This window comes from Clostridioides sp. ZZV15-6383 (assembly GCF_020657735.1).
In the GTDB taxonomy this organism is placed as follows: domain Bacteria; phylum Bacillota; class Clostridia; order Peptostreptococcales; family Peptostreptococcaceae; genus Clostridioides; species Clostridioides difficile_D.
The window spans coordinates 131,883-157,845 of the sequence record NZ_JAGWCV010000001.1 but is presented as its reverse complement, the minus strand read 5'-3'; the positions used below and the strand labels follow the sequence as shown (position 1 = coordinate 157,845).

Below are 25,963 nucleotides of genomic sequence, written 5' to 3'. Positions count from 1 at the left end.
ACGAAAGGGTGATATGTGTGCAAGAAAAATTACTTGCTTTACGTGAAGCAGCTTTGGCTGAAATAAAAGAGGCACAAAGCATAGAAAGTGTAGAAAGTTTAAGAGTTAAGTACTTAGGAAAAAAAGGTGAGATAACTGCCATACTTAAAGAAATGGGTAAATTATCTGCAGAAGAAAGACCAGTGGTTGGTAAGGTTGCCAATGAGGTAAGAGAGCATATTGAACTTATCATAAATTCTAAAAAAGAAGAACTAAATGCTATTGAAAAAGAAAGAAAATTAAGAGAAGAAGTAATAGATGTTACTCAACCAGGAAAAGTTTTAAAGGTTGGAAAGAAACATCCAATAACTCAAATTATAGATGAAGTAACAGATATATTTATCGGAATGGGATTCTCTATAGCAGAAGGTCCAGAAGTTGAAACTGTTGAAAATAACTTTGATGCTTTGAACGCTCCTAAAGACCATCCATCAAGAGATATGAGTGACACATTCTATATCAATGATGGAGTATTACTTAGAACTCAAACATCTCCAGTTCAAGTAAGAACTATGAGAAGTCAAGAGTTACCAATAAAAGTAATTGCACCAGGTAGATGTTTTAGGTCAGATTCGCCAGATGCGACACATTCACCAATGTTCCATCAGATAGAAGGGCTTGTTGTTGGAAAAGATGTTACTATGGCAGAGTTCAAAGGAACTATGGATATCTTCGTTGAAAAATTGTTTGGTTCTGATATCAAAACTAAGTTTAGACCTCACAACTTCCCATTTACAGAGCCAAGTGCAGAAGTTGATGTTACTTGTTTTAAATGTGGTGGTAAAGGTTGCCCAATGTGTAAATATGAAGGTTGGATAGAAATATTAGGTTCAGGTATGGTTCATCCAAATGTGCTTAGAAATTGTGGAATAGACCCAGAAGTTTATAGCGGATTTGCATTTGGAGTTGGGGTTGAAAGACTTGCAATGCTTAAATATGAAATAGATGATATTAGATTATTATTTGAAAATGATATGAGATTCTTAAATCAATTTTAATTAGGAGGGTATGTAGATGTTAGTATCTTTAAAATGGCTTAGAGACTATGTTGATATAGACATGGATGTAAAAGAGTTCGCTGATAAAATGACAATGACAGGAACTAAAGTTGAAACAATAGATTATTATGGTGAAGAAATAGAAAATATATTGGTTGGAAAGATTTTAGAAATAAAGCAACATCCAAATGCTGATAAGTTAGTTGTAACTAAAGTAGATATTGGAGATAAAGTTGTTCAAATAGTTACAGGAGCTACAAATATATCAGAAGGAGATTATATTCCAGTAGCTGTAAATGGTTCTAAATTACCTGGAGGGGTTGAAATCAAACAGACTGATTTCAGAGGTGAATTATCAGATGGTATGATGTGTTCAGCGGCTGAACTAGGTATAGATGAACATTACATTGAAGAGTACAAAAGAGGTGGTATATATATTTTAGACCACGAAGATTCTTATGAATTAGGAAAAGATATAAAAGATGTTTTGGGATTAAATGATGCTTTAATAGATTTTGAATTAACTTCAAACAGACCTGATTGTAAATGTATGATGGGTATAGCTAGAGAAGCAGCTGCAACTATAGGTACAAAAGTAAAATATCCTGAAATCGAAGTAAAAGAAAGTGATGAAGAGATAGACTTCAAAGTTGAAATAGATAATCCAGATTTATGTAGAAGATATGTTGCTAGAATGGTTACAGATGTAAAAATAGAACCTTCTCCATATTGGATGCAAAGAAGACTTACAGAAGCAGGAGTAAGACCTATAAGCAACATAGTTGATATAACAAACTTCGTAATGTTAGAACTTGGTCAACCACTTCATGCTTTTGATATAAATCAAGTAGAGACTGGAAGAATAGTAGTAAGAAATGCTAAAGATGGAGAGAAACTTGTAACATTAGATGATGTTGAGAGAACGTTAGATAAAGATATGTTAGTTATAACAAATGGAGAAAAATCACTTGGTCTAGCTGGTGTAATGGGTGGTGCTAACTCAGAAATAACTGACAACACAAAGACTGTACTTTTTGAAAGTGCTAATTTCAAACCAGAAAATATAAGAATGACAGCTAAAAAAGTTGGTATTAGGTCAGAAGCATCTTCAAGAAATGAAAAAGATTTAGACCCTAATCTTGCAGAAATAGCAGCAAATAGAGCTGCACAACTTGTTGAAATGTTAGGAGCAGGAAAAGTTTTAAAAGGTGTTGTAGATGTTTATCCAAATAAACCAGAACCTAAAAAATTGGTAGTAAATCCTCAAAGAATTAACCATCTTTTAGGCGTAGATGTACCAATGGAGCAGTTTGTAGGAATTTTAGAATCATTAGAATTTAAATGTAATTTAGTAGCTGATGATAAACTAGAAATAGATGTACCAAGCTTTAGAACAGATATGGAACAAGAAGCTGATGTATGGGAAGAAATAACTAGAATTTATGGATTTGAAAACATACCTTCTGTACAATTAGAAGGGAATACGACAGCAGGAATCAAAACTTCAAAACAAAAATTCATGGATGCTTTAAAAAATAATTCAACTGCTGTAGGATTAAACGAAATATTAACATATTCATTTGTAAGCCCTAAGGGAGTAGATAAGATAAGAGTACCAGAAGGTAATGCGAAGAGAAATTTTGTTAAATTACTTAACCCATTAGGAGAAGAAACTTCTGTAATGAGAACTACTTTAATACCAAATATGTTAGATGTTTTATCAACTAATGTATCTCATAAAATAGAAGAAGTATATGCTTTTGAGTGTGGCCATATATTTATACCACAAGACTCAGAGTTACCTAAGGAAGAAAATAGAATGTGTATAGGTATGTATGGTAAAGATGTTGATTTCTTTGCATTAAAAGGAACTGTAGAAACTATACTTGTAAATGTCGGATTTAAAGGTTATGAAATTGAACCTCAAGATAATAATACTACCTTCCACCCTGGTAGATGTGCTAAAATAGTGTATAATAATAAATATGTAGGTACATTAGGTGAATTGCATCCAGATGTTATAGAAAACTACAATCTAGGTCAAAGAGTTTATGTGGCTGAAATAGATATTGACTTTGTATTTGATAATTCTGATAGAACAAAGAATTATGTACCATTACCAAAATATCCATCTACATCAAGAGATATAGCTCTTATTGTTAAAGAAGATATATTTGTAAAACAAATAGAAGATATAATAAAGGAAAATGGTCAAGGATTAGTAGAGAGCTACAAGTTATTTGACGTTTATAAAGGTTCTCAAATAGAAGATGGATACAAGTCAATTGCATATTCAATCACTTATAGAAGTAAGGATAAAACTCTGACAGATGAAGATGTAGCTAAGGTGCATGATAAGATATTAAGTGAATTAAGCGAAAAATTGAATGCTAACTTAAGATCAAATTAACAACTAATGTCGGGGAGGTTAGGATGAACAAAGTAATGGTTAAAATCCATGGCGCTGAATATCCAATGGTTGGAGACAAATCAGAGAAGTTTATGATTAGTATTGCTGATTTTGTAGACAAAGAAATGGATAAAATAACACGTCAAAACCCGAAATTAAGCTTATCAGTTGCTGCGATATTGACTGCATTAAATATATCAGACCTTTTATTTGAATGTTCAGATGAGAATGAAAAGTTGATTAAAGCTAATGAGGAATTGAGTAAGAAGGTTGGAGCATCTAATGAAGAACTTCAATTAGAAATCAAGTCTTTAAAGCTTACAATAGCAGAAAAAGAAGCAGAAAATCGTGAATCTGAAGCTAAGATGAAAGAGTTAATTGAGATTATAGAAAATAAAAAGCAAGAAATATTCGAACTTAGTAATACGACAGAAGGTTCTAGAGCCGAGTTAGATGCTTATAAAAGCAAGATTGAGGAGTTAAGTACTCAACTTGAAGAAGCAAATGAAAGAGCTACTATAGCTGAAAACTTAGCTTCTGAGTTTCAAAACAAAGCTTATGATTTACAGCTAAAATGTACAGGGTTAGATAATGATGTAAAAAACGTGGAATAAATTAAAAGATTTGCTGTCTCTCTTGTTTTTTGAGACAGCTTCTTTTAATGTATAAATATAAATGATGTATAAATAATTTTTATATGTTAATGAAAAACAGTATTTAAAATAATTTTGATAATAGATAACTTATGTAATAATCGTAGGAACTACGGGGATAGCCTGTGGAGAATAGGTAAGACATATTTTAGTATGCAAAATTCTATGAAGCAGGAATCCTGTGACTTTAGTCATGGGAGGTTTAGTTGGTATCTATCATTAGAAAGTGAGAGGTTTATATATGACAAGCAAGAGTCAGATGTCTGAATCATTCTTCTTATGTTCTTTATTGGCAATAACAGGAGGATTTTTAGATATTTATACTTATGTAGTAAGAGGTAAAGTCTTTGCTAATGCACAGACTGGAAACATAGTTTTATTTGGGCTTAATATAGCGAAAGGCAATATAAAGGAATCGTTTTATTATTTGATTCCTATTTTGGCATTTATGTTAGGTGTGTTTATAGCAGAGAATATAAGAAAGTATTTTACAAATAATAATGCAAAGATTCATTGGCGTCAGGTAATCATTATAATTGAAATGATTACAATACTTATTGTTTCATTTGTTCCTAGAGGAAGATTTAATATGTTTGTAAATGTTGCTATTTCTTTTATTTGTTCAATGCAAGTGGAGAGTTTTAGAAAGGTAAATGGAAATAGTTTTGCAACGACAATGTGTACTGGAAATTTAAGAAGTGCTACAGAAACATTATTTCATTATATACATACTAAGAATATTTTTATGATAAAAAAGAGTTTGCAGTATTATGCTATTATTATATTCTTTATATTTGGAGCTATTTTAGGGACTTTTTTTACAAAAATTTTCGTAGAAAAATCAATACTAATATGTTTCTTTATTTTGGCAGTAGTCTTTGGAATTATGTTTATCAATAAAGATGATTCATTTAATGAAAATTAGCTTTATGAAAATTTACAAAAAATGAAGCTATTATTTGATATACTTTATATATAGTAAGTAATATATAAATTATTTAATATATATTAAATATATCAAGTGGTGTACAAATTAAGTGAAGTAAGTAATGTGTATAAGTTAAGCTAAGTATTCTAAGTGAAATAAGTAGTGTATAAGTTAATGGAAATATTTAAAATAAGATTAAGTAATGTATATGTTAACTGAAATACATCAAGTATAAATAATTCTTGTATAAATTAATGGAAGTATTTAAAATATAGTAAGTAGTATATAGATTCAATATAAATATTTGAATTATAGATATAATTATATTAACCTAACAAGTATAAATAGAGGAGAAAAATATGAAAAAAATAGAATTACTTGCACCAGTTGGCTCTTTTGATTCATTAAAAGCAGCAGTACAAAATGGAGCAAATGCTGTGTATTTAGGTGGTAAAGACTTTAGTGCAAGAGCATCTGCAAATAATTTTGAGAGAAATGAGTTGATTGACGCTGTTAAATACTCTCATATAAGGGGAGTGCAAGTCTTTGTTACTGTGAATACATTGATAAAACAGTATGAGATAGAGGATTTTGTAGAGTATGTAAAATTTTTATATGATATAGATATTGATGCTTTAATAGTACAAGATATAGGAATGGCAAAGCTTATAAAAAAACTATTACCTGATTTTGAATTACATGCAAGTACTCAAATGGTAGCACATTCATTAGAAGATGTGAAGTATCTTCAAAGTGTGGGATTTGATAGAGTTGTTTTAGCAAGGGAATTAAATGTTGATGAGATAAAATGGATTTGTGAAAATACAACTGTAGATATAGAAGTTTTTGTACATGGGGCCTTATGTGTGTGCTACTCAGGTCAATGCCTTATGAGTAGTATGATAGGAAATAGGTCTGGAAACAGGGGCAGATGTGCACAACCATGTAGACAAAAGTATGAGTTGATAGATATAAATACAGGGGAAGTAGTAAAAAGTGATGGAGATTATTTATTGAGTCCTAGAGATTTAAGCACTATAGAAGATTTAGATAAAATAATTGAAGCAGGTGTATTATCTCTAAAAATTGAAGGAAGAATGAAAAAGCCAGAATATGTAGCTACTGTGGTTTCAGGATATAGAGAAGCGATTAATGAATTTATAGATAAGAAAAAAATAAGTATTTCTGAGGAAATAATAAATAATTTGTATACTATATTTAACAGAAAGTTTACAAAAGGATATATATTAGGTGAAGTTGGCAAGGATATAATGAACTCTAATAGACCTAATAATCAAGGGCTATATATTGGAAAAGTTTTAGATTATAATAGAAAAAACAAAAGACTTAGGGTGATACTAGAAAATACGCTTAAAAAAGGTGATGGAATCAACCTAGGTGGAGGTACTATTGGAAGGATAATAAAAAATGGAGAGATAACTACAATAGCACATAAAGGGGACTTGATAGAATTAGATTTTGTTGGAGAAGCAAAGAGAAATCAGCTTATATATAAGACTTCTGATAGCGAATTAATGGATAGAGTACAAGCTACATTCCAGCAAGATAAAGAGTTCATAAAAACTAATATAAGTGCAAAAGTGAGTATTAAACTAGGTAAAAAACCAGTGCTTTCTATAAGTGATTTTTGTGGAAATAAATCGGTTGTAGAGGGAGAAAAGATAGTTGAAAAAGCTATAAAAGTAGCTTTAAGTAAAGAAAAAATAGAAACACAAATTCAAAAGCTTGGAAACACACCTTATAAATTAAAAGAGATAGAAATTGATTTGGATGAAGGTGTAAGTATGCCTATAAGTGTGTTAAATCAAATGAGAAGAGATTGTATTGAGCTTTTAGATGAAGAAAGAATAAAGATAAAAGATAGAAAGTTTAAAAAGAACAGATTAAAATACCAACCAGCTAGAATAAATAAACAGAAAAAACTTAATAAAATTCCTAAAATTAGAGTTAAAGTCAAGAACTTGGAGCAATTAGAGGCAGTATTAAAATATGATGTGGATTTAATCTATTATGAAGATATAAATACACTATCAAAAGCTTTACAAATGGTCTCAAGTATTTCTATAGATTCAAGTATTTCCATGGATTTAGATACTTCTTTGTCTTTAAGTATTTCTAAAGAATCAATGAGTTCAAATCCAAATAAAATAGATATTCTGTCAAATTCAAATAACATAGATACTTTGAATTTGAAGCGTTCTAATACAGCAGTCACTGACAAGAAATTAATATATTCAGCACCAAGGATTGTCAGAAATAAAGAGTATAAACAATTTGAGATATTAGATAATATAAAAGTAATTGATAAGGTTCAAATTGGTAATTGGGGTTCTATGGAATATTTTAAAGAAAAAGATTTAAATATAGATTGTTATTTAAATGTATTTAATAGTGAAAGTATAAACCATTTTAAAGATGAGGGAGCAAGCACAGTTTGCTTGTCGCAAGAATTAAATCTAAATGAAATTAAACAAACTTTAAAATATACAGATGTAGAAATTGAAGCAGTAATATATGGATATACTCCTATGATGATTACAGAATACTGTCCTATGGGAGTTGTTGTTAGAGATTGTAAAAAGGATAAGAGAGTTGCTAAATGTAAGGAAAGTAGTTATGCTTTGAGAGATTTTACAGATGCAAATTATAGGATAACACAAGATATGTTCTGTAGAAGTACAATTTACAATTCAAAGGTTACTTGTATGTTGGACAATCTATATGAGTTAGATGAAGTTGGAATAGATGTATTTAGAATAGATTTTACAGTGGAAGATAGTGAGATGGTTAAAAAGGTTATTGAAGCTCATATTGAAGTTTTGAGTAATGATTATAAACTTGGGAAAAAATCTACTGATTTATATAATCAATTGGATGAAATTGGAACAGTTGCAGGACACTACTACAAAGGTGTAGAATAGATATAACATGAAAAATATACATAAATATATAAAAAAACTTGAATTTATGTGTATTGATATATAAAAATATCATATCTATGAAAAAACAGGGGGATTAGTGAAAATGAGAGAAGAAGCTTTAGAAATTTTATTTAAGTATTTAGAAACTGATAGAATGAGAAAACATTGTTATGCTGTTGAAGCAGTTATGAGAGATTTAGCCAAAAGATTAGAACCAGAAAAAGAAGAAGAGTGGGCAGTTGCAGGTCTTTTACACGATTTGGATTCAGATATAGTTGGAAGAAAGCCAGGAGAAATCTGTGAAGGACATGCTACAACAACAGTAGAACTGCTTAAAAAAGAAAACTTTGGTGATGAAGAAATGTACAGAGCAATACTTGGTCATCATGATGGAATGGGAGTTACAAGAACTAGTCTAATGGAAAAAGCTATATATGCAGCAGACCCTATAACTGGGTTTATAACTGCCATAGCTTTAGTTTATCCAGATAAAAAACTTACTAGTGTAAAGACAAAGTCTGTAATTAAAAGAATGAAGGAAACAAGATTTGCTTCAAATGTAAACAGAGATGCAATGAGAAGTATAGAAGATATAGGAATTCCATTTGATGAATTTGCAGAGCTTTCTCTTAATGCAATGAAAAATATAAGTGATGTACTTGAAAGTGCTGAAAATAATTAAATGAAAATATAAAGAGAAAGCAAGGCGAGATATATGAAACTTACAACTATTTGTTATATGGAAAAAGATGATAAGACTTTGATGTTGTACAGGAATAAAAAGAAAGATGATGTACATGAAGGTAAGTATGTGGGGATTGGAGGAAAGTTTGAACAAGGAGAGACTCCAGAGGAATGTGTAATCAGAGAAGTTAAAGAAGAGACTGGTCTTACTCTTAAATCATTGTCGTATAAAGGATTGATAACTTTCCCAAAATTTAAAGATGAAGAAGATTGGTATATGTTTTTGTATTTTTCAGATGAATTTGAAGGAGAATTATCTGAAAAAGATTTAAATGATTGTAAAGAAGGAAATTTAATTTGGGTTGATAATGATAAAATATTTGATTTAAATATGTGGGAAGGCGATAGGTTATTTTTAAATTGGGCTAAGACTGGAAATGTTTTTAGTGCAAAGATAGTATATGATAATGGGAAACTAAAAGATTATAGTGTAAACTTCTTAGATTAATTAAGATACAACTTAATGATACATTTCAAAAATATAGTCTAAAGATACCACCTAAGAATGTAATTTAAGTTTATAGCAAATTAAATTGATTGATATAATATTAAGATAAACCATTTGTTTTATACTAAAGTAAAATTTTTATAAATGGAGGAATAATTTGGAATGATAGACATAAATTTAGAAAAATGTGTAGGATGTGGTATGTGTGAATCAGACTGCCTTGTAAATGCAATAAAAGTTAAGGATGATAAAGCAAAGGTAAAAAATATTCTCTGTATTAACTGTGGTCACTGTATGGCAATCTGTCCAACAGATGCAATAGAAATGCAGGGATTTGATAAAAGTGAGGTAATAGAATACAATCGTGAAAAATTTGAATTAGAAGCTGAAAAGTTATTGAATTTCATTAAGTTTAGAAGAAGTATAAGACAATATAAAGACGTAGAGGTAGAAGAAGAAAAACTAAAAAATATAGTGGAAGCTGGTAGATACACACCAACAGGTGGAAATAGACAGCCTATAAGATACATATTAGTAAAAGAAAAACTAAAAGAAGTAAAAGAACTAGCAATAGAAGGTCTTTATAACTTAGCATTAGACACTGATGATAGTGACCCTGTGAGCTCTATGTATAAAAATACATTTAAGAAAATGTACAAAAGATATAAAGAGAAAGGAAATGATTCTTTATTTTATGATGCCCCACTACTTATGGTAGTTGTAGGTGACATGTCTCTAGGTAAAAGTGCGTATGTAGATGGAGGATTGGCTGCATCTAATATGGAACTTATGGCCTATTCTCAAGGATTGGGAATGTGCTATAATGGATTTTTTGTTATGGCATCAAATGTAGAGCCAAAGATAAAAGAACTATTGGGAATGAGTGAGAATGAAGCAGTTATAACTTCATTTATATTAGGTTATCCAGATGTGAAATATAAAAGAACAGTAAATAGAAACACTGCTAAATTCGAGATAATATAGAGATTAAACTTCACTAAAATTTGTAAAATTATGGAATATGGAGTAAGTATTTAGCAGGGTAAATTTGTTGTAATAAATAGATAAATGAGTTATAATTTAGGTATATTGTATATGTTAAGGATATTTAAATTTTTGATTAAATTTATATATCCTTTTATATACTAATCTATTTTTTCATATCTACAAGTTTATGCAGTAATTTATACTGTAAATCTTAACTATATGGAGGTTTGTGTAGTGAATTTAAAAAAATTACTTTTATTAACTATTGTAATTACATCTATATTCACTTCTTACATATTTTCTTTTAGTATTAATGCTATAGGTAATGATAATCGTACTATTCGGGTTGCTTATCCTGTTCAAAAAGGTCTAACTGAAATGGATGAACAAGGTAACTATTCTGGATATACATATGAATATTTATTAGAAATTGCACAATATACTGGATGGAATTATGAATTTGTTCAAGTTCCTGGAGAAATAAATGAATCTATTACAAAATTAATGAAGATGTTAGAAGATGGTGAAATTGATATAATGGGAGGCATGTTATACAATGAACCATTGGAAAAAATGTATAATTATGCAGGTAATAGTTATGGAGTAGTAAATACAGTACTACAAGTATTATATGAAAATACAGCTATTGATAGTATTAGTTCACAAACCATGAAAAAAATTAGAATTGCTATAATGGAAAATTCTAGTACAAGACTTGAAGAGTTGAATGAATATTGTAAGATGAATTTAATTTCACCCGAGTTGGTATATTGTAAGACAGAAGAAGAACAAATAGAAGCACTAAAGAATGGTAAAGCAGATGCACTTCTTAATGTGAGTATGAATCCAATCGAAGGTGTGCGTACTGTGGCTAAATTTTCTCCAAAACCATTTTATTTTATTACACCTAAAGGTAATACAGACCTAACTCAAAGACTAAATTCAGCAATTAGTAATATTGAACAGACGGACCCATATTTTTCAACTACTTTATATGAAAAGTACTTTACACCAGAAAATAATAAGATGTTTTTGTCTGATGAAGAAACTAAATTCATTAAAGATACAGAAAAATTAAGGGTGGGGGTGCCTTTAAATAAACCACCATTTCAGAATATATATAAAGATACAAGTGAATTAAAAGGTATATCAATTGATTTATTAAATCATATATCTGACAAAACAGGATTGGAATTTGAACTTGTGCCTGTGAAGTCACAAGCAAATTTGGAAAAAATGACTAAAAATCATGAAATTGATATTGTAGCAGGAATGATTTATGATTATGAATATTCCCGGAAACACAATATAATTATGTCTCGGCCATTTATTTCCACTCAATATGCTATGATGATTAACAATAAATTAAATGAGAATAGTTTAGATGGGAAACGTCTAGCTCTAACTAAAGATATTGCTTATGAGAGTCATTTTAAAGGGGATATTGTATGGTATGATACTTTAGAAGAGTGTATAGAAGCTGTCAATAAAGGATATGTAGATTATACTTATGGTGAAGGTTATTCTATGCAGTATTATATGAATCAACCTAAGTATAAAGACGTACGTCTAGTTCCACAGACTTATGAAGCACAGCGTATTTGTTTTGGGGTAACTAAACCAAATAAACAAGAATTATTGAACATATTTAATAAAGCTATTATAAGTATTTCATCAGAAAAAATGCAATCAATTATTTATCAAAATACTACCTATAGACAAGATTTTTCACTGCTTTATATTATGCAACAAAATCCAATTGAGACTGTTTTTATTGTATCAAGTTTATTAATTTGTGTTATTGGATTTATGGCATTTAGTTTACATACTCGTACAAGTATGAATGAGAAAATATCTTTAGAACTTAAAAAACATACTCAAGTATATGAAATGGCAAGTGAATACTTTTTTGAGTATGATTATAAAAAAGATAAATTGATAATTTCTATGCAAGGAAAAGGAATTGATACCTATTATGGTGTAAATAAAAATAATAATAGTGAAAATGATAATATAACAGATGCTAAAAAAGAAATAAGAAGAGAATACAATAAAAAGTTTTTTGATGTAATTAAATCACAAGAAAATGGAACAACTGAAATATATACTCTTCTTTCCGATGATACTTTTCACTGGATTAGAATTACTTCAAAAATAATTTATAATGACAGAAATATACCAGTTTATGTAATTGGGAAAATATGCAATATTGATTCTGAAAAAGAGGAAAAGAATATGTTATTGGATAAGGTTCAAAAGGATAGTCTAACAAATATTTATAATGCAGCTTACATTAGAAAATTAACAGCAAAAAATTTATTAGATTTATCAACTGATAAAAATGGAGCTTTATTAATTATAGATATTGATTATTTTAAGTCTATTAATGATAATTATGGGCACTTGTTTGGAGATAAAGTACTAGTTAATGTTGCAAAGATACTTGATGAAAGTTTTGCAAAAGATGATATAGTAGGTCGTTTAGGTGGAGATGAGTTTAGCGTTTATGTCAAGGATATAATAAATAAGGAAGAACTTATTAATAAATGTAATAATGTATACAATCAGATTCAGCTTATTAAATTGCCAAACGGGGAAAGTTTATCAATTAGTATGGGAGTAGTTATAACAAAATGTGGTCAGGAATATGATGAACTATATGAAATAGCAGATAATGCTCTTTACGATTCTAAGAGAGAAGGAAGAAATAGATTTAAAATAGTATAAGAATTAATTTAAAATCACAATAAAGCCTAATGATACGTGCTATCACTTATCATTAGGCTTTATTTCTATAAATTAACACTAAGATTAAATGGTGACACTAACACTAGTATTAATTTACATGGTTAATTTTATATTAATTTACTTAGAACTAAAGTCTATTTAGAATCAAATCTTAAATTTAATATTGGTTCATAGATTTTAATATTTCAATAACATAATCCCAAACATTAGCTACAGAAGGGATACTAACATGTTCATTTGGAGTATGAACATCAAACATATCTGGTCCTATAGAGATAGCTTCAGCATGAGGAAGTTTATCAAGTAATAATCCACACTCAAGACCAGCATGTAGAGCCATAACAGTAGGAACTTTACCAGTTAATTTTTCATAAGTTTCACTACATATTTTTTCTAATTTTGAACCTTTTTTGAATTCCCAAGCTGGGTATTGAGCTATAAGGTTATAATTAGCACCTAAAGCTTGAGCTAAAAGTTTTATTCTATCAGCGATTTCATCTCTAATAGACATAACAGAACTTCTAACAGAAGTTAAGAATTCGATAGTAGATTCTTTAGTTTCAATTATAGCGAAGTTAGTAGAACTTTCAACTAATCCTTTTATATCAAGGCTCACAGATTGAACTCCATGAGGAGTTAAGCAAGACATTTGAACAACTTTTTCTTTACAATCTTTAGTAAGAACTTTATCTACAGAAGTTTCAGCTACTGAATAAGTCATACCAGAGTCAGAAGTAGTGAACTCATGTTTAAATGCAGTTAAAATATCATTTATTTGTTTTTTAGCAGATTCAACATCAGCCTTATTAACAGCTATTACACACTTAGCTTCACGAGGTATAGCATTGTGCTTAGTACCACCATCAACAGAAGCTAATTCATAATCAACATCTAAAACACTTAATACTCTAGCTATTGCTTTATTAGCATTAGCTCTTTGTAAGACAATCTCCATACCAGAGTGTCCACCTAATAGTCCACTAACTTCAACTAATAATCCTTGCTTGTCACCTTCAACTTTTTTGTATTCAACAGGTAAACTAACAACACAAGTTTTACCACCAGCACAGCTAACTAATAAGTATCCTTCCTCCTCGGAGTCCATATTTAGAATATATTGACCTTTAATTAAGCTAGGGTCTAGTGCATCTGCACCATTCATACCATCTTCTTCATTAACAGTAACTAAAACTTCTAGTGCTGGATGCTCTAAAGTGTTGTCTTCTAATATAGCCATACCCATAGCAACAGCTATACCATTATCAGCTCCTAGAGTAGTTCCAGTAGCATATATCATGTCACCATCAATTCTTAATTTTATAGGGTCTTTAAGAAAATCATGTTCAACATCCTTTTCTTTTTCACAAACCATATCCATATGTCCTTGAAGAACTACACCTGGACAATTTTCATATCCTTTTGTAGCAGGCTTTCTTATTATTATGTTTAAGCTTTCATCTTGAATAGTTTCAAGACCTAAATTTTTACCAAAGCTAAGTAAAAAATCACTTATGCCTTTTTCATTTCCAGAACCTCTAGGAATTTGAGATATTTTCTCAAAGTTTTTAAAAACATTTTCTGGTTTTAATCCTTCCAATACGTTTCCCATGACTTATGTTCCTCCTTAATTTATCTATATAAGTAGCTATTTTTTAAAATAAGCCAAAATAAACTTCTTTAAAAATATTAAAGAAGATTTTTTAACAGATTATATTACAAATAAACCATGTTTATGTATAATATATAGATAGCTACATACATAGTATAATACAAAATATGTGTAAAATATATCTAAAAGAGAAAAAATATAATAATTTTAGAAATGAAAAAGAAATAAAACTTGCAGTTTTTATTGGAAATGCTTGAAAACATACATTTTTAAAATTAAATAAAAAAGTTAAAATATCGAGGATGGTGAATATATAAAATGAATGAGAAATCGTTAAGAGTTCTAGAATACAATAAAATAATAGATTTGTTAAAGAAGAAAGCCTCATCTTCTTTAGGTCTAAAATATATAGAAAATTTAGTCCCAAATACTGATTTTGTAGAAGTAAAATCTATGCTAGAAGAAACTAGTGAAGCTCAATCAATTATTATAAAAAGAGGTTCAGTAGGTTTGGAAGGTATTCATGATATAGAAGATAAGGTAAGGAGAGCTTATGTAGGTGCATCTCTTGACCCAGGAAGTTTAATTATGATAGCAGATACTTTAAGAGTAGCTAGAAGATTAAAAAATAGTCTATCTAGCAGTGATGAAGAAGATTTCAATTATCCAATAATACAATCTCTATCAAATTCTCTATATGTATATAAAGACATAGAAGACCAGATATACAATGCGATAATTAGTGAAGTAGAAATATCTGACAACGCTTCAAGTACACTTAGAGATATCAGAAGAAGAATAGCTCAAAAAAATCAATCCATTAGGTCAAAACTAAATTCAATAATAAGTTCAACTACTTATCAAAAATACTTACAAGATGCCATAATATCTTTAAGAGGTGATAGATTTGTAGTACCTGTAAAATCTGAATATAGGTCACAAGTAGCTGGTATAGTGCATGACCAGTCATCTTCTGGTGCTACACTTTTTATAGAACCAATGACTATAGTAGAAATGAACAATGAATTGAGACAGTTGAAACTAGGAGAACAAGAAGAGATAGAAAGAATTTTATCAGAGCTTTCTGCTATGGTTGGAGAAGTAAGTGAAGACTTAATTTCAAATCAAGAGATACTCGGAAGATTGGATTTTGCATTTTCAAAGGGAAAACTTTCTATACAAATGAGAGGAATAGAACCAACTTTAAATGAGGATAAATATTTAAACATAAAAAATGGAAGGCATCCATTGTTGGATAAGAAGAAAGTAGTAGCAAATACGATTTATTTAGGAAGAGATTTCCATACATTGGTAATAACTGGTCCAAATACAGGTGGTAAGACAGTTACAATAAAGACTGTAGGTCTATTTGCACTTATGACACAAAGTGGACTTCATATACCTGCTGATTACGGAAGTAGTATGTGTGTATACGATAATGTATTTGCTGATATAGGAGATGAACAAAGTATTGAACAGAGTCTATCAACATTTTCATCTCATATGACGAATATAGTATCAATACTACAAAACGTAACAGTTGACTCTTTAGTTATATTTGACGAATTAGGAGCAGGAACAGACCCTGTTGAAGGAGCTGCCCTTGCAATAGCAGTATTAGAAGATATAAATTCTGTAGGAGCTAAATGTATAGCAACCACTCACTATAGTGAGCTTAAAAACTATGCTCTTACTAAATCAGGTGTAGAAAATGCAGCAGTTGAGTTTGATATAGAAACTTTAAGCCCAACATATAAACTACTTATAGGTGTTCCTGGAAAATCAAATGCGTTTGAGATTTCTAGAAAACTCGGACTAAGTGACTATGTAATTTCACGTGCTAAAGAATATATAAATACAGAGAACATAGCTTTAGAAGATGTGTTACAGAATGTTGAAAAAAATAGAATCAAAGCAGTAGAAGATAGAGAAGAAGCTGAAAGATTAAAAGAAGAGATTGAAAGACTAAAAGTAGAGTATGATGAAAAACTTGAAAAATTGGTCAGCCAAAGAGATAAGATGATTGAAAAAGCTAAGTCAGAAGCATTTTCAATTATAAGACAAGCTAAAGAAGAAGTAGACCTTATAATAAAGGAACTTAGAAGTCTTGAGCAAGAAAGAGCTTCAAAAGAAAAGAACCGTAAAATAGAAGAACTTAGAAGAGAATTGACTAGCTCTATGGGAAGTCTTCAACCAACAGTAAAAAGCATGATAGTTCCAAAAGTCTCAAATAAGGAGATAAAAGACTTAAAGCCAGGTGAAGAAGTCAAGGTAATAACTTTAAACCAAAATGGTAGTGTAGTTTCAGTAGATAAAAAGAGAAAAGAAGCAGTAGTACAAATTGGTATAATGAAGATGAATCTACCTTTTAAGTCTTTACAAAAAACACACAAAGATGTTTCAACAAATGTAACTAAATCAACTAGAAATATTATAAGGGCAAAATCTGGTAATGTAAAAAATGAGGTTGACCTTAGAGGATTAAACTTAGAAGAAGCTATAATGGAAGTCGAAAAGTATCTTGATGATGCGTATGTGGCAGGTTTAGAGTCTGTAACAGTAATACATGGGATAGGTACAGGAGTATTAAAAGCAGGGCTACAAGACATTTTAAGAAGAAATAGACATGTAAAATCACAAAGAGGTGGTCAATATGGAGAAGGTGGAGCAGGAGTAACAATTGTTAAACTAAAATAATTTGTATAGGAGCACATTTTTATGATATTGGTATCTGCATGTTTAATAGGAATAAATTGTAAATATAGTGGCGATAATAATGAAAATGAAAAAGTTAAGGAATATTTAAAAGGCAAAGAATTTACACTTGTATGCCCAGAGCAGTTAGGTGGTCTATCTACACCAAGACCACCTGCTGAGATAGTTGATGGAAAAGTAATTACTAAAGATAATAATGATGTGACAGAAAACTTTGTGAGAGGGGCTAAGGAAACTCTAAAAATAGCAAGATTATATGTATGTAGCGAAGCAATACTAAAAGAGGGTAGCCCCTCTTGTGGATGTAATCTAATATATGATGGTAGTTTTTCAGGTAAAAAAATACCAGGTAAAGGTGTAACAGCAAGGTTATTAGAAGAAGAAGGAATAAGAGTTAAGAGTGAAAAAGACTTATAGAAAATTAATACGGATGTATAAAAAATTGATAAAAGAGTAAAAGAAGTTAATACTGATGCATAAAAAACTGATAAAAAAGTAAAAAAAGGTATATAAAGTCAACTTGGTAGTATAAGAAATGATAAAATAGAGAAAAAAGCTTTTAAAAAATCAATAATAGTGTGATTAAAAACTGCAATTATAGTATTTTTAATATATACAGAAAACATAACTACTAAAGTGTTTTGCCCTGTAATGAAATACTTGAAAAAACACGAAATTTGATTTAACATAAAGAGATAAGCACAATATAAACCAGGAACAATGTAGAGAGGAGCAACAGGATGCAAGATTTCAAGGTAGCAATATCAAATTGCCTTAAAGAAAAAATAGAAGATTTATCGAAAGAAGAGATAGAGGCACTTATAGAAGTTCCACCAAATAAGGACATGGGTGACTATGCTTTTCCATGTTTTAAATTAGCTAAAGTGTTTAGAAAAGCTCCAAACATGATAGCAAGTGAATTAGCAGAAAGTATAGAACCAAGTGGAGAGATAACAAAAGTAATACAACTAGGCGGATATGTGAATTTCTTTGTAAATAAATCTCAATTAGCAGAAACTGTAATCAAAAAAGTTTTACATGAAAAAGAAAATTACGGACATAGTGATTTTGGAAAAGATAAAACTGTAATAGTTGAGTATTCTTCTCCAAATATAGCAAAACCTTTCCATATAGGGCATATAAGAACTACAGTTATAGGCAATGCTTTATATAAGATATATGATTCACAAGGATACAAGACTATAAGAATAAATCATTTAGGTGACTATGGAACTCAATTTGGTAAGTTAATAGTGGCCTTTAAAAAGTGGGGAGAAAAAGAAGTAGTAGAAGCTAATCCAATTCCAGAATTACTAAAATTATATGTAAGATTCCATGATGAAGCTGAACAACATCCCGAAATGGAAGATGAAGCAAGAGCATGGTTTACTAAATTAGAAAATGGTGATGAAGAAGCAAAGGAATTATGGCAATGGTTTAGAGATGAGAGTTTAAAAGAGTTTAACAGAGTGTATAAACTTTTAGATATAGAATTTGATTCTTTAGCAGGTGAGAGTTTCTATTCTGATAAAATGAACAGGGTTATTGAACTATTAGAAGAGAAAAATCTTTTAAAAGAGTCTAAAGGAGCCAGAATTGTTGATTTAGAAGAGTATAAAATGCCACCAGCACTAATTACTAAGAATGATGGTTCAACATTATATATGACAAGAGATTTAGCTGCTGCAATATATAGAAAAGAAACTTATAATTTTGACAAGTGTATATATGTAGTTGGTTCTCAACAAAACTTGCATTTCCAACAATGGTTTAAGGTAATTGAGCTTATGGGATATGATTGGGCAAAAGATTTAATTCATGTTGGATTTGGTATGGTAGCCCTTGAAGAAGGCACTATGTCAACTAGAAAAGGAAGAGTCGTATTTTTAGAAGATGCTTTGAATCAAGCTATAGATAAGACTAAAGATATTATACTAGCTAAAAATCCAAATGCTAAAAATGTAGATGAAATATCTAAGCAAGTAGGTGTTGGAGCTGTAGTTTTCCAAGAATTATCTAATAGTAGAATTAAAGATTATACATTCTCATGGGAAAGAACATTGAGTTTTGATGGAGAGACTGGACCATATGTTCAATATACACATGCTAGATGTTGTGCAGTTTTAAGAAAGGCAGAAGTAGAAGTGACTTCTGATATAGATTATAGTCTATTATCTGATGAAGATAGTGCAGAAGTTCTTAGAGTTATAGAATCATTCAATAAGAATATTTTACTTGCTCTAAAGAAAAATGAACCACATATAGTAACTAGATTTATGTTAGATTTAGCTCAAGCGTTTAATAAATTTTATCATGAAAATCCAATTTTAGTAGAAAATTTGAAAGTTAGAAAAGCAAGACTTGCATTAGTTCTAGCCACAAAACAAACTTTAGAAAATTCTCTGAAACTGTTGGGAATGCACGCTCCAGAAAGAATGTAATACAGTAAAATGTTGAAATAAAAAGAATAAAATAGAACTTAGTACGCAATTTGTATAACTGTAAAATATAGGGATGTCGAAAACTGATACTTTACATATAAAAAAGTAGTATCGTATAATAATATATAGATAGTAGATTACAATGATTTTTGTACACTACTATCCCCCTATATATGACAGCTTCTTAAACGGGCTGTCTCTTTTTTTTTAATAACAAGATATTTAGATTCAATTTTTCAGAAAGGATATATTTATGAATGACGAATTACTAAAAAAAGTCTATATATCTTCTTTTATTAGTGCAAGTAGGGCTCTTAAAGATTTAATTATAATAAATACAAAATCCTTAATAGATGATAAAACGCAAAGATGTGTATATATAGACGAAAAGAGACTGAGAGATGAACTTATTTACTATAGATTTTATGGAGAAAAAATAGGAAATATCAACTTTTTAAATATTTTATTACCACTAATTTTATCGAATACTAATATTCAAAAAAGTGAAGATGAAGTTATTAAATTAATAAAAAAATATGTGAGTTATTTTAAAAAAGAAGAATTTTTATTTGATTATTTATTAGGTTCTGTAGTGTATAATTCTGTTATTCACAATCTTATAAATAATATTAAAATAGAATATGTCGAATTACTACAGAGTATTAAAGACAAGATAATAGGATTTTCTATAGAATTAGACAAATCGGATATTGTAAAGTTTCAGATGGCAAGGATTAAAGCAATACAATTAATTGATAAATATATTGATTTGAAGTTTGAAGATTATGATGAAGAAAGTATTCTATTAAATGTTTTAAATGTCCTATATGATGTATATATTGAAGATAGAACTGTAGAAAATGAAGGAGCTTCTAGCATAAAAAAATCTATATTATCCATTTTGGGTGAAGATAGTGAATTAAATGAAGATAATATAGATTTTATTTTTTCTATGTCGGAATATATTGTTAAATTGAGAAAATATAAAATTGGAGTTAAAGCGTATAATAAAGAAATAGACCCAAGAAGCCTTATAAGACTTGAAGAGGGTAATACTACAATAGACCCTATATTTAATCAAATAACAATTGTATCAAAAACCTTTAATGATAATATACTAAGCATAAAAATAAATTCTAAATCAGGTATTTATATATTAAAGTTTAAAAAGGTTTAGGTTATTAGAGCGTACTATTTTTTTCTAGATAATCTAAAAAATCTTTTTCTTTAGTGTCAGTTAAAAAACATAATTCTTTTACTATATTATTTCTAAGTTCGATAAAATCACTAATTTGAGTATTTTCATTAGTGTATTCAAGAGACTTTATAATAAGTAGTAAATCTCTTTTTGACAAAGAGTTGATAGATACTTTTTCAATTAATTCCATAAAAAACTTCCTTTCTCATATTACTTGAAATTAATAAATTAATTATATAGATATTATTTAAACTTTACATATACTATTTTAACCTATAAGGGGTACAAAAAGACAGTATAATATTAAAAAGAGGTGAGAAATATTTGAAAATTTTATTAACAACGTTGAATTCTAAGTTTATTCATACAAATTTAGCTATAAGATATCTAAAAGAATTTGTAAGAGATTTGATAGAAGTTGATATGAAAGAATATACTATAAACAACGATTTGGACTATATCTTGAAGGATATATATAAAAACGAATATGATATAATATTATTCTCAACATATATCTGGAATGTGGGAGATATAGTTAAGCTTTGTGATAATCTAAAAAAAATTAGACCTAATACTAAAATAGCTTTGGGCGGACCAGAAGTGAGTTATGATAGTTATGATGCAATGAAAAAGTATGATTTTGTGGATTATATACTTTATGGAGAAGGAGAATTAATTTTTAGAGACTTAGTACTCCATTTGCAAGGAAAGATGGAAATAAATGATGTAAATGGACTTGTATATAGACAAGGTAGTGAGATAATAGTAAATAAGCCTATGGAATTACTTCAAAATCTGGACGAGATTCCTAGCCCTTATGAAAATTTGAATCCAAAAGAATATGAAAATAGAATAGTATACTATGAATCATCAAGAGGTTGTCCTTTTAACTGTCAGTACTGTTTATCATCTACTATTCCAGGACTAAGATATTTTAGTTTAGATAGGATAAAAAGGGATTTAAAGGCTTTAATAGATGCAAGAGTATCACAGATAAAATTTATTGATAGGACATTTAATGCAAATAGAAAAGTGGCTATAGAAATTATGGATTTTCTTATGAAAAACGATAATGGCTATACAACTTATCATTTTGAAGTTACAGCGTATTTGATAGATGATAAGATGCTTGGATTTTTAGCTGATTGTAAAGAAGGTCTTTTTCAATTTGAAATAGGTGTGCAGTCAACAAATGAAAAAACACTTGATGCAGTAGGAAGAAGGGATGATTTTAAAAAGTTGTCTCATGTTGTACAGACTGTGGCATCTTATAGAAATATACATCAGCACTTAGATTTAATCGCAGGACTACCTTATGAAGATTATAAGAGCTTTGAGAATTCTTTTAATGATGTATTTAATCTAGGTATAGAGCACTTACAATTAGGCTTTTTAAAGATGATTAAAGGTACAGGTATGAGAAAAGTTGCAGATGAGCATGGTTTTAAATATAAAGATTATGCTCCATATGAATTTTTATACAATAATTATATAAGTTATGAAGAAACACTGAAGTTAAAGGATATAGAAGATATACTTGAGAGATACTATAATTCTAAAAATTTTGTGCTGTCTATGAGATATATTATAGGCAGATTTTATAAGCAAAGCCCTTTTAAATTCTTTGAGATTTTTGCCAAGTATTTTGATGAAAATGGTTATTTTGATTTGGCACAAGGGAAGAATCAATTATATAAAATATTGATGGATTTTTATAATGAAGAAATAAATATTGATAATGATGTATTCAATGATATATTAAAGTATGACTATATATCACTGGGCAAAACATCAAATATTCCACAGTTTTTTAATAAACTAGATGTGGATGATTTTAAGAATAGATGCCATGTATTTTTACAGGATAATGATAACTTATCAACATATTTACCTAATTTTGTTGATAAACCGGCTAAACATATAATAAAATATGTTCATTTTGAGCCATTTAAATTTAATGTTGTGGATTTAAAAAATGATATAAAGACAGAAATAAGAGAAGAAGAAAATGTAGTATTATTTGAGTATGATGATAAAAAAATATTTGAGAAATCTAAAACTCATAAAGTAAAGATTTAAGTATTTAGGAGGATAAAATGGATTTTAAAATAGAAAAATATTTGCTAAAAAAAGCAGATGAATTAGCCTTTATAACGATAAAACATGGTGGAGAGTTTAAATTAAAGAGCTATGAAGTACCAAAAGGTGGATTAGATGTACCTATAAAAAATGAGGTACTGGTAAAAGGAATAAAAGAAAAAACTGCTCAAGATAAGTTAAATTCAATGTCTATAGCAGATGCAATGATATATATAATTGGGATAGATAGTAAATTTAAAAACAATGCAGAGTATGAGAAGTTTTTAAATGCTTTAGCTAAAGATATTGATTTAGATTTGAAAGCATACATGGGGTATATGTCGAGAAAATACTTTGAAATTGGTGAACATACAGATTCTTTAATATATATAAAATCATTTATAACAATGTATCCAGAGGATTTAGATGCAATGTATAATTATGCGATTGTTTGTCAAGAGATAGCAAAGCAGTATCAAAAAGATATGGATGATAAGGCAATGAATGCATTCTTACTTGAAGCAATGGATAAGCTTGAAAAAATAATTGATGTTGATGAGAATTTTGCATTAGGTTATTATCACTTAGGTTACCATTATTATAATCAAGGTCAATATCTAAAGACTAAGTTGACTTGGGAAGAGGCATTAAGACTAGGGCTAGATGCTGATTTGGTGGCTGAGATACAAGATAATTTAGGCAAGATGGACTTTAAAGTTCAATATGAAGAAGGATATACACTTGTATTCCAAGGTAAGTTTAAAGAAGGATTAGAGAAATTACTGCCATTAGAAGAAGAACATATGGATTGGTGGAACTTGTTGTTCATGATAGCACTTGGATATAAGGGTATGGGTGAAATAGAACAGGCTAAGATGTATCTTGAGAAGATATTGATAATAAAGCCTAATCAAGTAGATTCTATAGTGGAATTGGGGCTTTGTGAAGCTTATAAGAATAATCTAGATAAAGCAATAGAGTATTTTGAACAAGCGGCTAAGATAAAGGAAGACCCAGAAATACTTTGTAATTTAGGAATGGCTTATTTAAATAATGGTGATATTGATGACGCAACTTACTATATAGAAAGAGCTTATGAATTGAATCCACAAGATGAAATTACGATTGCTTGTTTAAGAGAGCTTGGAATAAATAAGTAAGTATACTGTTAAATTGTATTTCATTTATTGGTTAAGTGAGGCTGGCTCAAAATAGAGATAAGCCTCTTTTTGAGACACCCACACTTTTTATTCTTATTATTTATTTTTTTCAGGTGTATCCAACTTAGATGTATCCAACATGATAGAAGAAAAATCTTTTTGTATTTGAAGTAAAAATTTTTCTGCTGCTTTTGAGAATATTTGATGTTTTTTCCATATAATATTTAACTTAGCTTCTAAAGAAGGAGATAGAGGTCTAAAACAAAGATTACTGTTTTCTGTAGTATTAACGAGTCTATCTAAACACAAAGCATAGCCCAGCCCCTCTTCCACCAAAAGAGAAGCATTATAAACTAAATTGTATGTTGCAACAATATTTAGCTTTTCAGTACTGTATTCAAGCCATTTAGAAATTGCCTTATCAACTAGTGTCTGCCTTGAAATAATAAGTGGTATACTACATAAATCTTTTGGATTTATCGTGTTTTGTGAGGCGAGGATACTATCTTTACGCATTAGTAAACCCCACACATCAGTAGCAGGAATTTGTGCATAATCATATTTCTGTATATTTGCAGGTTCAATTAAAATACCAAAATCAAGAAGCCCCTTGTCTAATTTTTCAGTTACATCATCAGCATTTCCACTAAAAAGATGGTATCTTACATTGGGGTATTTTTGATGAAAATGATGTGCAGTTCTAGCAATAAGTCGCATAGCTTCAGTCTCACCACCTCCTATATATATATCACCACTAACAATCTCATTTGGATTGTCGAATTCTAACTCTACTTTATCAACTAATGATATAATTTCCTCTGCTCTTTTATGTAAAAGTCTACCTTCATTTGTTAAAGTAATTTTTCTATTTCCTCTAACTAATAATTTGACTCCCAACTCTTCTTCAAGTTCTATAATCTGTCTAGAAAGCGTTGGTTGTGTTATATGCAAAAATGTCGCTGCACCAGATATACTTTCTTCTCTTGCAATTGCCAAAAAATATCTTAATACTCTTAGCTCCATAGTCAGCCCTCCTTTACTAGTCTATTTACTATATAATTATATCAATTTTTATGCTTTTTAAGTATATTTAAGTATTTAATATAGGTATTTGATATATAGAGAGTAGTATATTACACTAAAAGAAGCAATGATATTGCTTATAAAATGAATTAAATTAATTTTTATTAAAAATATTGTTTAAAATGTACAAATAAATTAAAGCGTATATTGAAAGGATGTATAAAATGAATATCAATGAATTTTTAACACATGTCAATCAAGGAAAACCTGTTTCTAGTGAATCAGAAATACATGAATTTATGGTTAAGTTGAGTAATGAAGCAATGAAAATCACAAGTAAGTTAAATTCTTCTTATCATGAGCCAGAAGAAATCCGTAGTTTGTTTTCTGAGTTAATTGGAAAGAAAGTAGATGAATCATTTTTTATGTTTCCACCATTTTATACAGATTGTGGAAAAAATATCACTATAGGAAAAAATGTTTTTATAAATAGCAGTTGCCATTTTCAAGACCAAGGTGGTATTGAGATTGGAGATAACACACAAATTGGGCATAATGTGGTATTGGCTACACTTAATCATGGTATTATGCCAGAAAAACGTAGTACAACCTATCCTTCTCCAATCATAATAGGAAAAAATGTATGGATTGGTGCTAATGTAACTGTTGTTCCAGGAGTTACTATTGGGGATAATGCAATTATTGCTGCTGGAGCAGTTGTAACCAAAAATGTTTCAGAAAACACAATTGTAGGTGGTGTCCCTGCAAAGATTTTAAGAGTTATTGATGAAATCCCAGAATAAAATATTAAACTATCTTTTAGTTATATAAATTCTTTATC

19 protein-coding genes are annotated in these 25,963 nt (G+C 29.2%); 16 read left to right on the top strand and 3 right to left on the bottom strand.

Translation table 11 applies throughout. The features are described 5' to 3' along the window. Positions 1-17: 17 nt before the first annotated feature. From pheS to KGF42_RS00630, 9 genes are all read left to right on the top strand, one after another. On the top strand, positions 18-1,037 hold the full coding sequence (gene pheS, locus KGF42_RS00670; RefSeq protein ID WP_227825519.1) for a phenylalanine--tRNA ligase subunit alpha: 1,020 nt from the start codon (positions 18-20) through the stop codon (positions 1,035-1,037). A 16-nt stretch (positions 1,038-1,053) separates the two neighbouring features. Further along, a complete protein-coding gene (pheT, locus tag KGF42_RS00665) occupies positions 1,054-3,447 on the top strand; it encodes a phenylalanine--tRNA ligase subunit beta (protein WP_227825518.1) in 2,394 nt (797 codons plus the stop codon). Between the two features lie 23 nt (positions 3,448-3,470). After that, complete coding sequence (zapA, locus tag KGF42_RS00660) at positions 3,471-4,061, top strand: cell division protein ZapA (protein ID WP_227825517.1); 591 nt, start codon at positions 3,471-3,473, stop codon at positions 4,059-4,061. Between the two features lie 280 nt (positions 4,062-4,341). After that, entirely contained in the window at positions 4,342-5,025 is a 684-nt protein-coding gene (locus KGF42_RS00655) for a YoaK family protein (RefSeq protein ID WP_227820754.1), read from the top strand. 362 nt (positions 5,026-5,387) lie between these two features. Further along, positions 5,388-7,970 (top strand): U32 family peptidase, encoded by a 2,583-nt coding sequence (locus tag KGF42_RS00650; protein ID WP_227825516.1) that lies wholly within the window; start codon positions 5,388-5,390, stop codon positions 7,968-7,970. Positions 7,971-8,073: 103 nt separating this feature from the next. Next, positions 8,074-8,652 carry an HD domain-containing protein gene (locus KGF42_RS00645; protein WP_003418276.1) on the top strand — a complete coding sequence of 193 codons (579 nt, stop codon included), beginning with the start codon at positions 8,074-8,076 and terminating at the stop codon, positions 8,650-8,652. Positions 8,653-8,709: 57 nt separating this feature from the next. Beyond that, positions 8,710-9,162 (top strand): 8-oxo-dGTP diphosphatase, encoded by a 453-nt coding sequence (locus tag KGF42_RS00640; RefSeq protein WP_285891570.1) that lies wholly within the window; start codon positions 8,710-8,712, stop codon positions 9,160-9,162. 162 nt (positions 9,163-9,324) lie between these two features. Then, positions 9,325-10,146, top strand: a complete 822-nt coding sequence (locus tag KGF42_RS00635) for a nitroreductase family protein (RefSeq protein ID WP_227820751.1) — start codon at positions 9,325-9,327, stop codon at positions 10,144-10,146. Positions 10,147-10,368: 222 nt separating this feature from the next. Next, positions 10,369-12,876, top strand: coding sequence for a diguanylate cyclase domain-containing protein (locus KGF42_RS00630; protein ID WP_255650905.1), 2,508 nt, complete (start codon positions 10,369-10,371; stop codon positions 12,874-12,876). Between the two features lie 178 nt (positions 12,877-13,054). Here KGF42_RS00630 and KGF42_RS00625 read toward each other — a convergent pair whose 3' ends face one another. Further along, positions 13,055-14,506, bottom strand: coding sequence for an aminoacyl-histidine dipeptidase (locus KGF42_RS00625; protein ID WP_227825514.1), 1,452 nt, complete (start codon positions 14,504-14,506; stop codon positions 13,055-13,057). A 318-nt stretch (positions 14,507-14,824) separates the two neighbouring features. Here KGF42_RS00625 and KGF42_RS00620 point away from each other — a divergent pair, with 318 nt between their 5' ends. From KGF42_RS00620 to KGF42_RS00605, 4 genes are all read left to right on the top strand, one after another. Further along, positions 14,825-17,203 carry an endonuclease MutS2 gene (locus KGF42_RS00620; RefSeq protein WP_227820748.1) on the top strand — a complete coding sequence of 793 codons (2,379 nt, stop codon included), beginning with the start codon at positions 14,825-14,827 and terminating at the stop codon, positions 17,201-17,203. 21 nt (positions 17,204-17,224) lie between these two features. Continuing rightward, positions 17,225-17,638 carry a DUF523 domain-containing protein gene (locus KGF42_RS00615; RefSeq protein WP_227820747.1) on the top strand — a complete coding sequence of 138 codons (414 nt, stop codon included), beginning with the start codon at positions 17,225-17,227 and terminating at the stop codon, positions 17,636-17,638. A gap of 323 nt (positions 17,639-17,961) precedes the next feature. Then, positions 17,962-19,662, top strand: coding sequence for an arginine--tRNA ligase (gene argS / locus KGF42_RS00610; RefSeq protein ID WP_227825513.1), 1,701 nt, complete (start codon positions 17,962-17,964; stop codon positions 19,660-19,662). Positions 19,663-19,915: 253 nt separating this feature from the next. Next, on the top strand, positions 19,916-20,839 hold the full coding sequence (locus KGF42_RS00605) for a hypothetical protein (RefSeq protein ID WP_227820745.1): 924 nt from the start codon (positions 19,916-19,918) through the stop codon (positions 20,837-20,839). Between the two features lie 4 nt (positions 20,840-20,843). Here the strand turns inward: KGF42_RS00605 and KGF42_RS00600 are convergent, their stop codons facing one another. Then, complete coding sequence (locus tag KGF42_RS00600) at positions 20,844-21,050, bottom strand: hypothetical protein (protein ID WP_054272659.1); 207 nt, start codon at positions 21,048-21,050, stop codon at positions 20,844-20,846. A 134-nt stretch (positions 21,051-21,184) separates the two neighbouring features. On the opposite strand from KGF42_RS00600, the gene KGF42_RS00595 reads away from it, so the two are divergent. Further along, on the top strand, positions 21,185-22,939 hold the full coding sequence (locus tag KGF42_RS00595; RefSeq protein ID WP_227825512.1) for a B12-binding domain-containing radical SAM protein: 1,755 nt from the start codon (positions 21,185-21,187) through the stop codon (positions 22,937-22,939). Between the two features lie 17 nt (positions 22,940-22,956). Beyond that, a complete protein-coding gene (locus KGF42_RS00590) occupies positions 22,957-24,099 on the top strand; it encodes a tetratricopeptide repeat protein (protein ID WP_227820743.1) in 1,143 nt (380 codons plus the stop codon). Positions 24,100-24,195: 96 nt separating this feature from the next. Here the strand turns inward: KGF42_RS00590 and KGF42_RS00585 are convergent, their stop codons facing one another. Further along, entirely contained in the window at positions 24,196-25,122 is a 927-nt protein-coding gene (locus KGF42_RS00585; protein WP_227825511.1) for a LysR family transcriptional regulator, read from the bottom strand. A 224-nt stretch (positions 25,123-25,346) separates the two neighbouring features. Between KGF42_RS00585 and KGF42_RS00580 the strand changes: the two genes are divergently transcribed. Continuing rightward, positions 25,347-25,925 carry a sugar O-acetyltransferase gene (locus tag KGF42_RS00580; RefSeq protein ID WP_227820741.1) on the top strand — a complete coding sequence of 193 codons (579 nt, stop codon included), beginning with the start codon at positions 25,347-25,349 and terminating at the stop codon, positions 25,923-25,925. The last annotated feature ends 38 nt before the right edge of the window (positions 25,926-25,963 follow it).

What these genes read in the sequence shown, in the direction of transcription:
- pheT (WP_227825518.1), top strand. Translation starts at nt 1,054, where the DNA reads ATGTTAGTATCTTTAAAATGGCTTAGAGACTATGTTGATATAGACATG.
- zapA (WP_227825517.1), top strand. Translation starts at nt 3,471, where the DNA reads ATGAACAAAGTAATGGTTAAAATCCATGGCGCTGAATATCCAATGGTT.
- KGF42_RS00655 (WP_227820754.1), top strand. Translation starts at nt 4,342, where the DNA reads ATGACAAGCAAGAGTCAGATGTCTGAATCATTCTTCTTATGTTCTTTA.
- KGF42_RS00650 (WP_227825516.1), top strand. Translation starts at nt 5,388, where the DNA reads ATGAAAAAAATAGAATTACTTGCACCAGTTGGCTCTTTTGATTCATTA.
- KGF42_RS00645 (WP_003418276.1), top strand. Translation starts at nt 8,074, where the DNA reads ATGAGAGAAGAAGCTTTAGAAATTTTATTTAAGTATTTAGAAACTGAT.
- KGF42_RS00640 (WP_285891570.1), top strand. Translation starts at nt 8,710, where the DNA reads ATGGAAAAAGATGATAAGACTTTGATGTTGTACAGGAATAAAAAGAAA.
- KGF42_RS00635 (WP_227820751.1), top strand. Translation starts at nt 9,325, where the DNA reads ATGATAGACATAAATTTAGAAAAATGTGTAGGATGTGGTATGTGTGAA.
- KGF42_RS00630 (WP_255650905.1), top strand. Translation starts at nt 10,369, where the DNA reads ATGGAGGTTTGTGTAGTGAATTTAAAAAAATTACTTTTATTAACTATT.
- KGF42_RS00625 (WP_227825514.1), bottom strand. Translation starts at nt 14,506, where the DNA reads ATGGGAAACGTATTGGAAGGATTAAAACCAGAAAATGTTTTTAAAAAC.
- KGF42_RS00620 (WP_227820748.1), top strand. Translation starts at nt 14,825, where the DNA reads ATGAATGAGAAATCGTTAAGAGTTCTAGAATACAATAAAATAATAGAT.
- KGF42_RS00615 (WP_227820747.1), top strand. Translation starts at nt 17,225, where the DNA reads ATGATATTGGTATCTGCATGTTTAATAGGAATAAATTGTAAATATAGT.
- argS (WP_227825513.1), top strand. Translation starts at nt 17,962, where the DNA reads ATGCAAGATTTCAAGGTAGCAATATCAAATTGCCTTAAAGAAAAAATA.
- KGF42_RS00605 (WP_227820745.1), top strand. Translation starts at nt 19,916, where the DNA reads ATGAATGACGAATTACTAAAAAAAGTCTATATATCTTCTTTTATTAGT.
- KGF42_RS00600 (WP_054272659.1), bottom strand. Translation starts at nt 21,050, where the DNA reads ATGGAATTAATTGAAAAAGTATCTATCAACTCTTTGTCAAAAAGAGAT.
- KGF42_RS00590 (WP_227820743.1), top strand. Translation starts at nt 22,957, where the DNA reads ATGGATTTTAAAATAGAAAAATATTTGCTAAAAAAAGCAGATGAATTA.
- KGF42_RS00585 (WP_227825511.1), bottom strand. Translation starts at nt 25,122, where the DNA reads ATGGAGCTAAGAGTATTAAGATATTTTTTGGCAATTGCAAGAGAAGAA.
- KGF42_RS00580 (WP_227820741.1), top strand. Translation starts at nt 25,347, where the DNA reads ATGAATATCAATGAATTTTTAACACATGTCAATCAAGGAAAACCTGTT.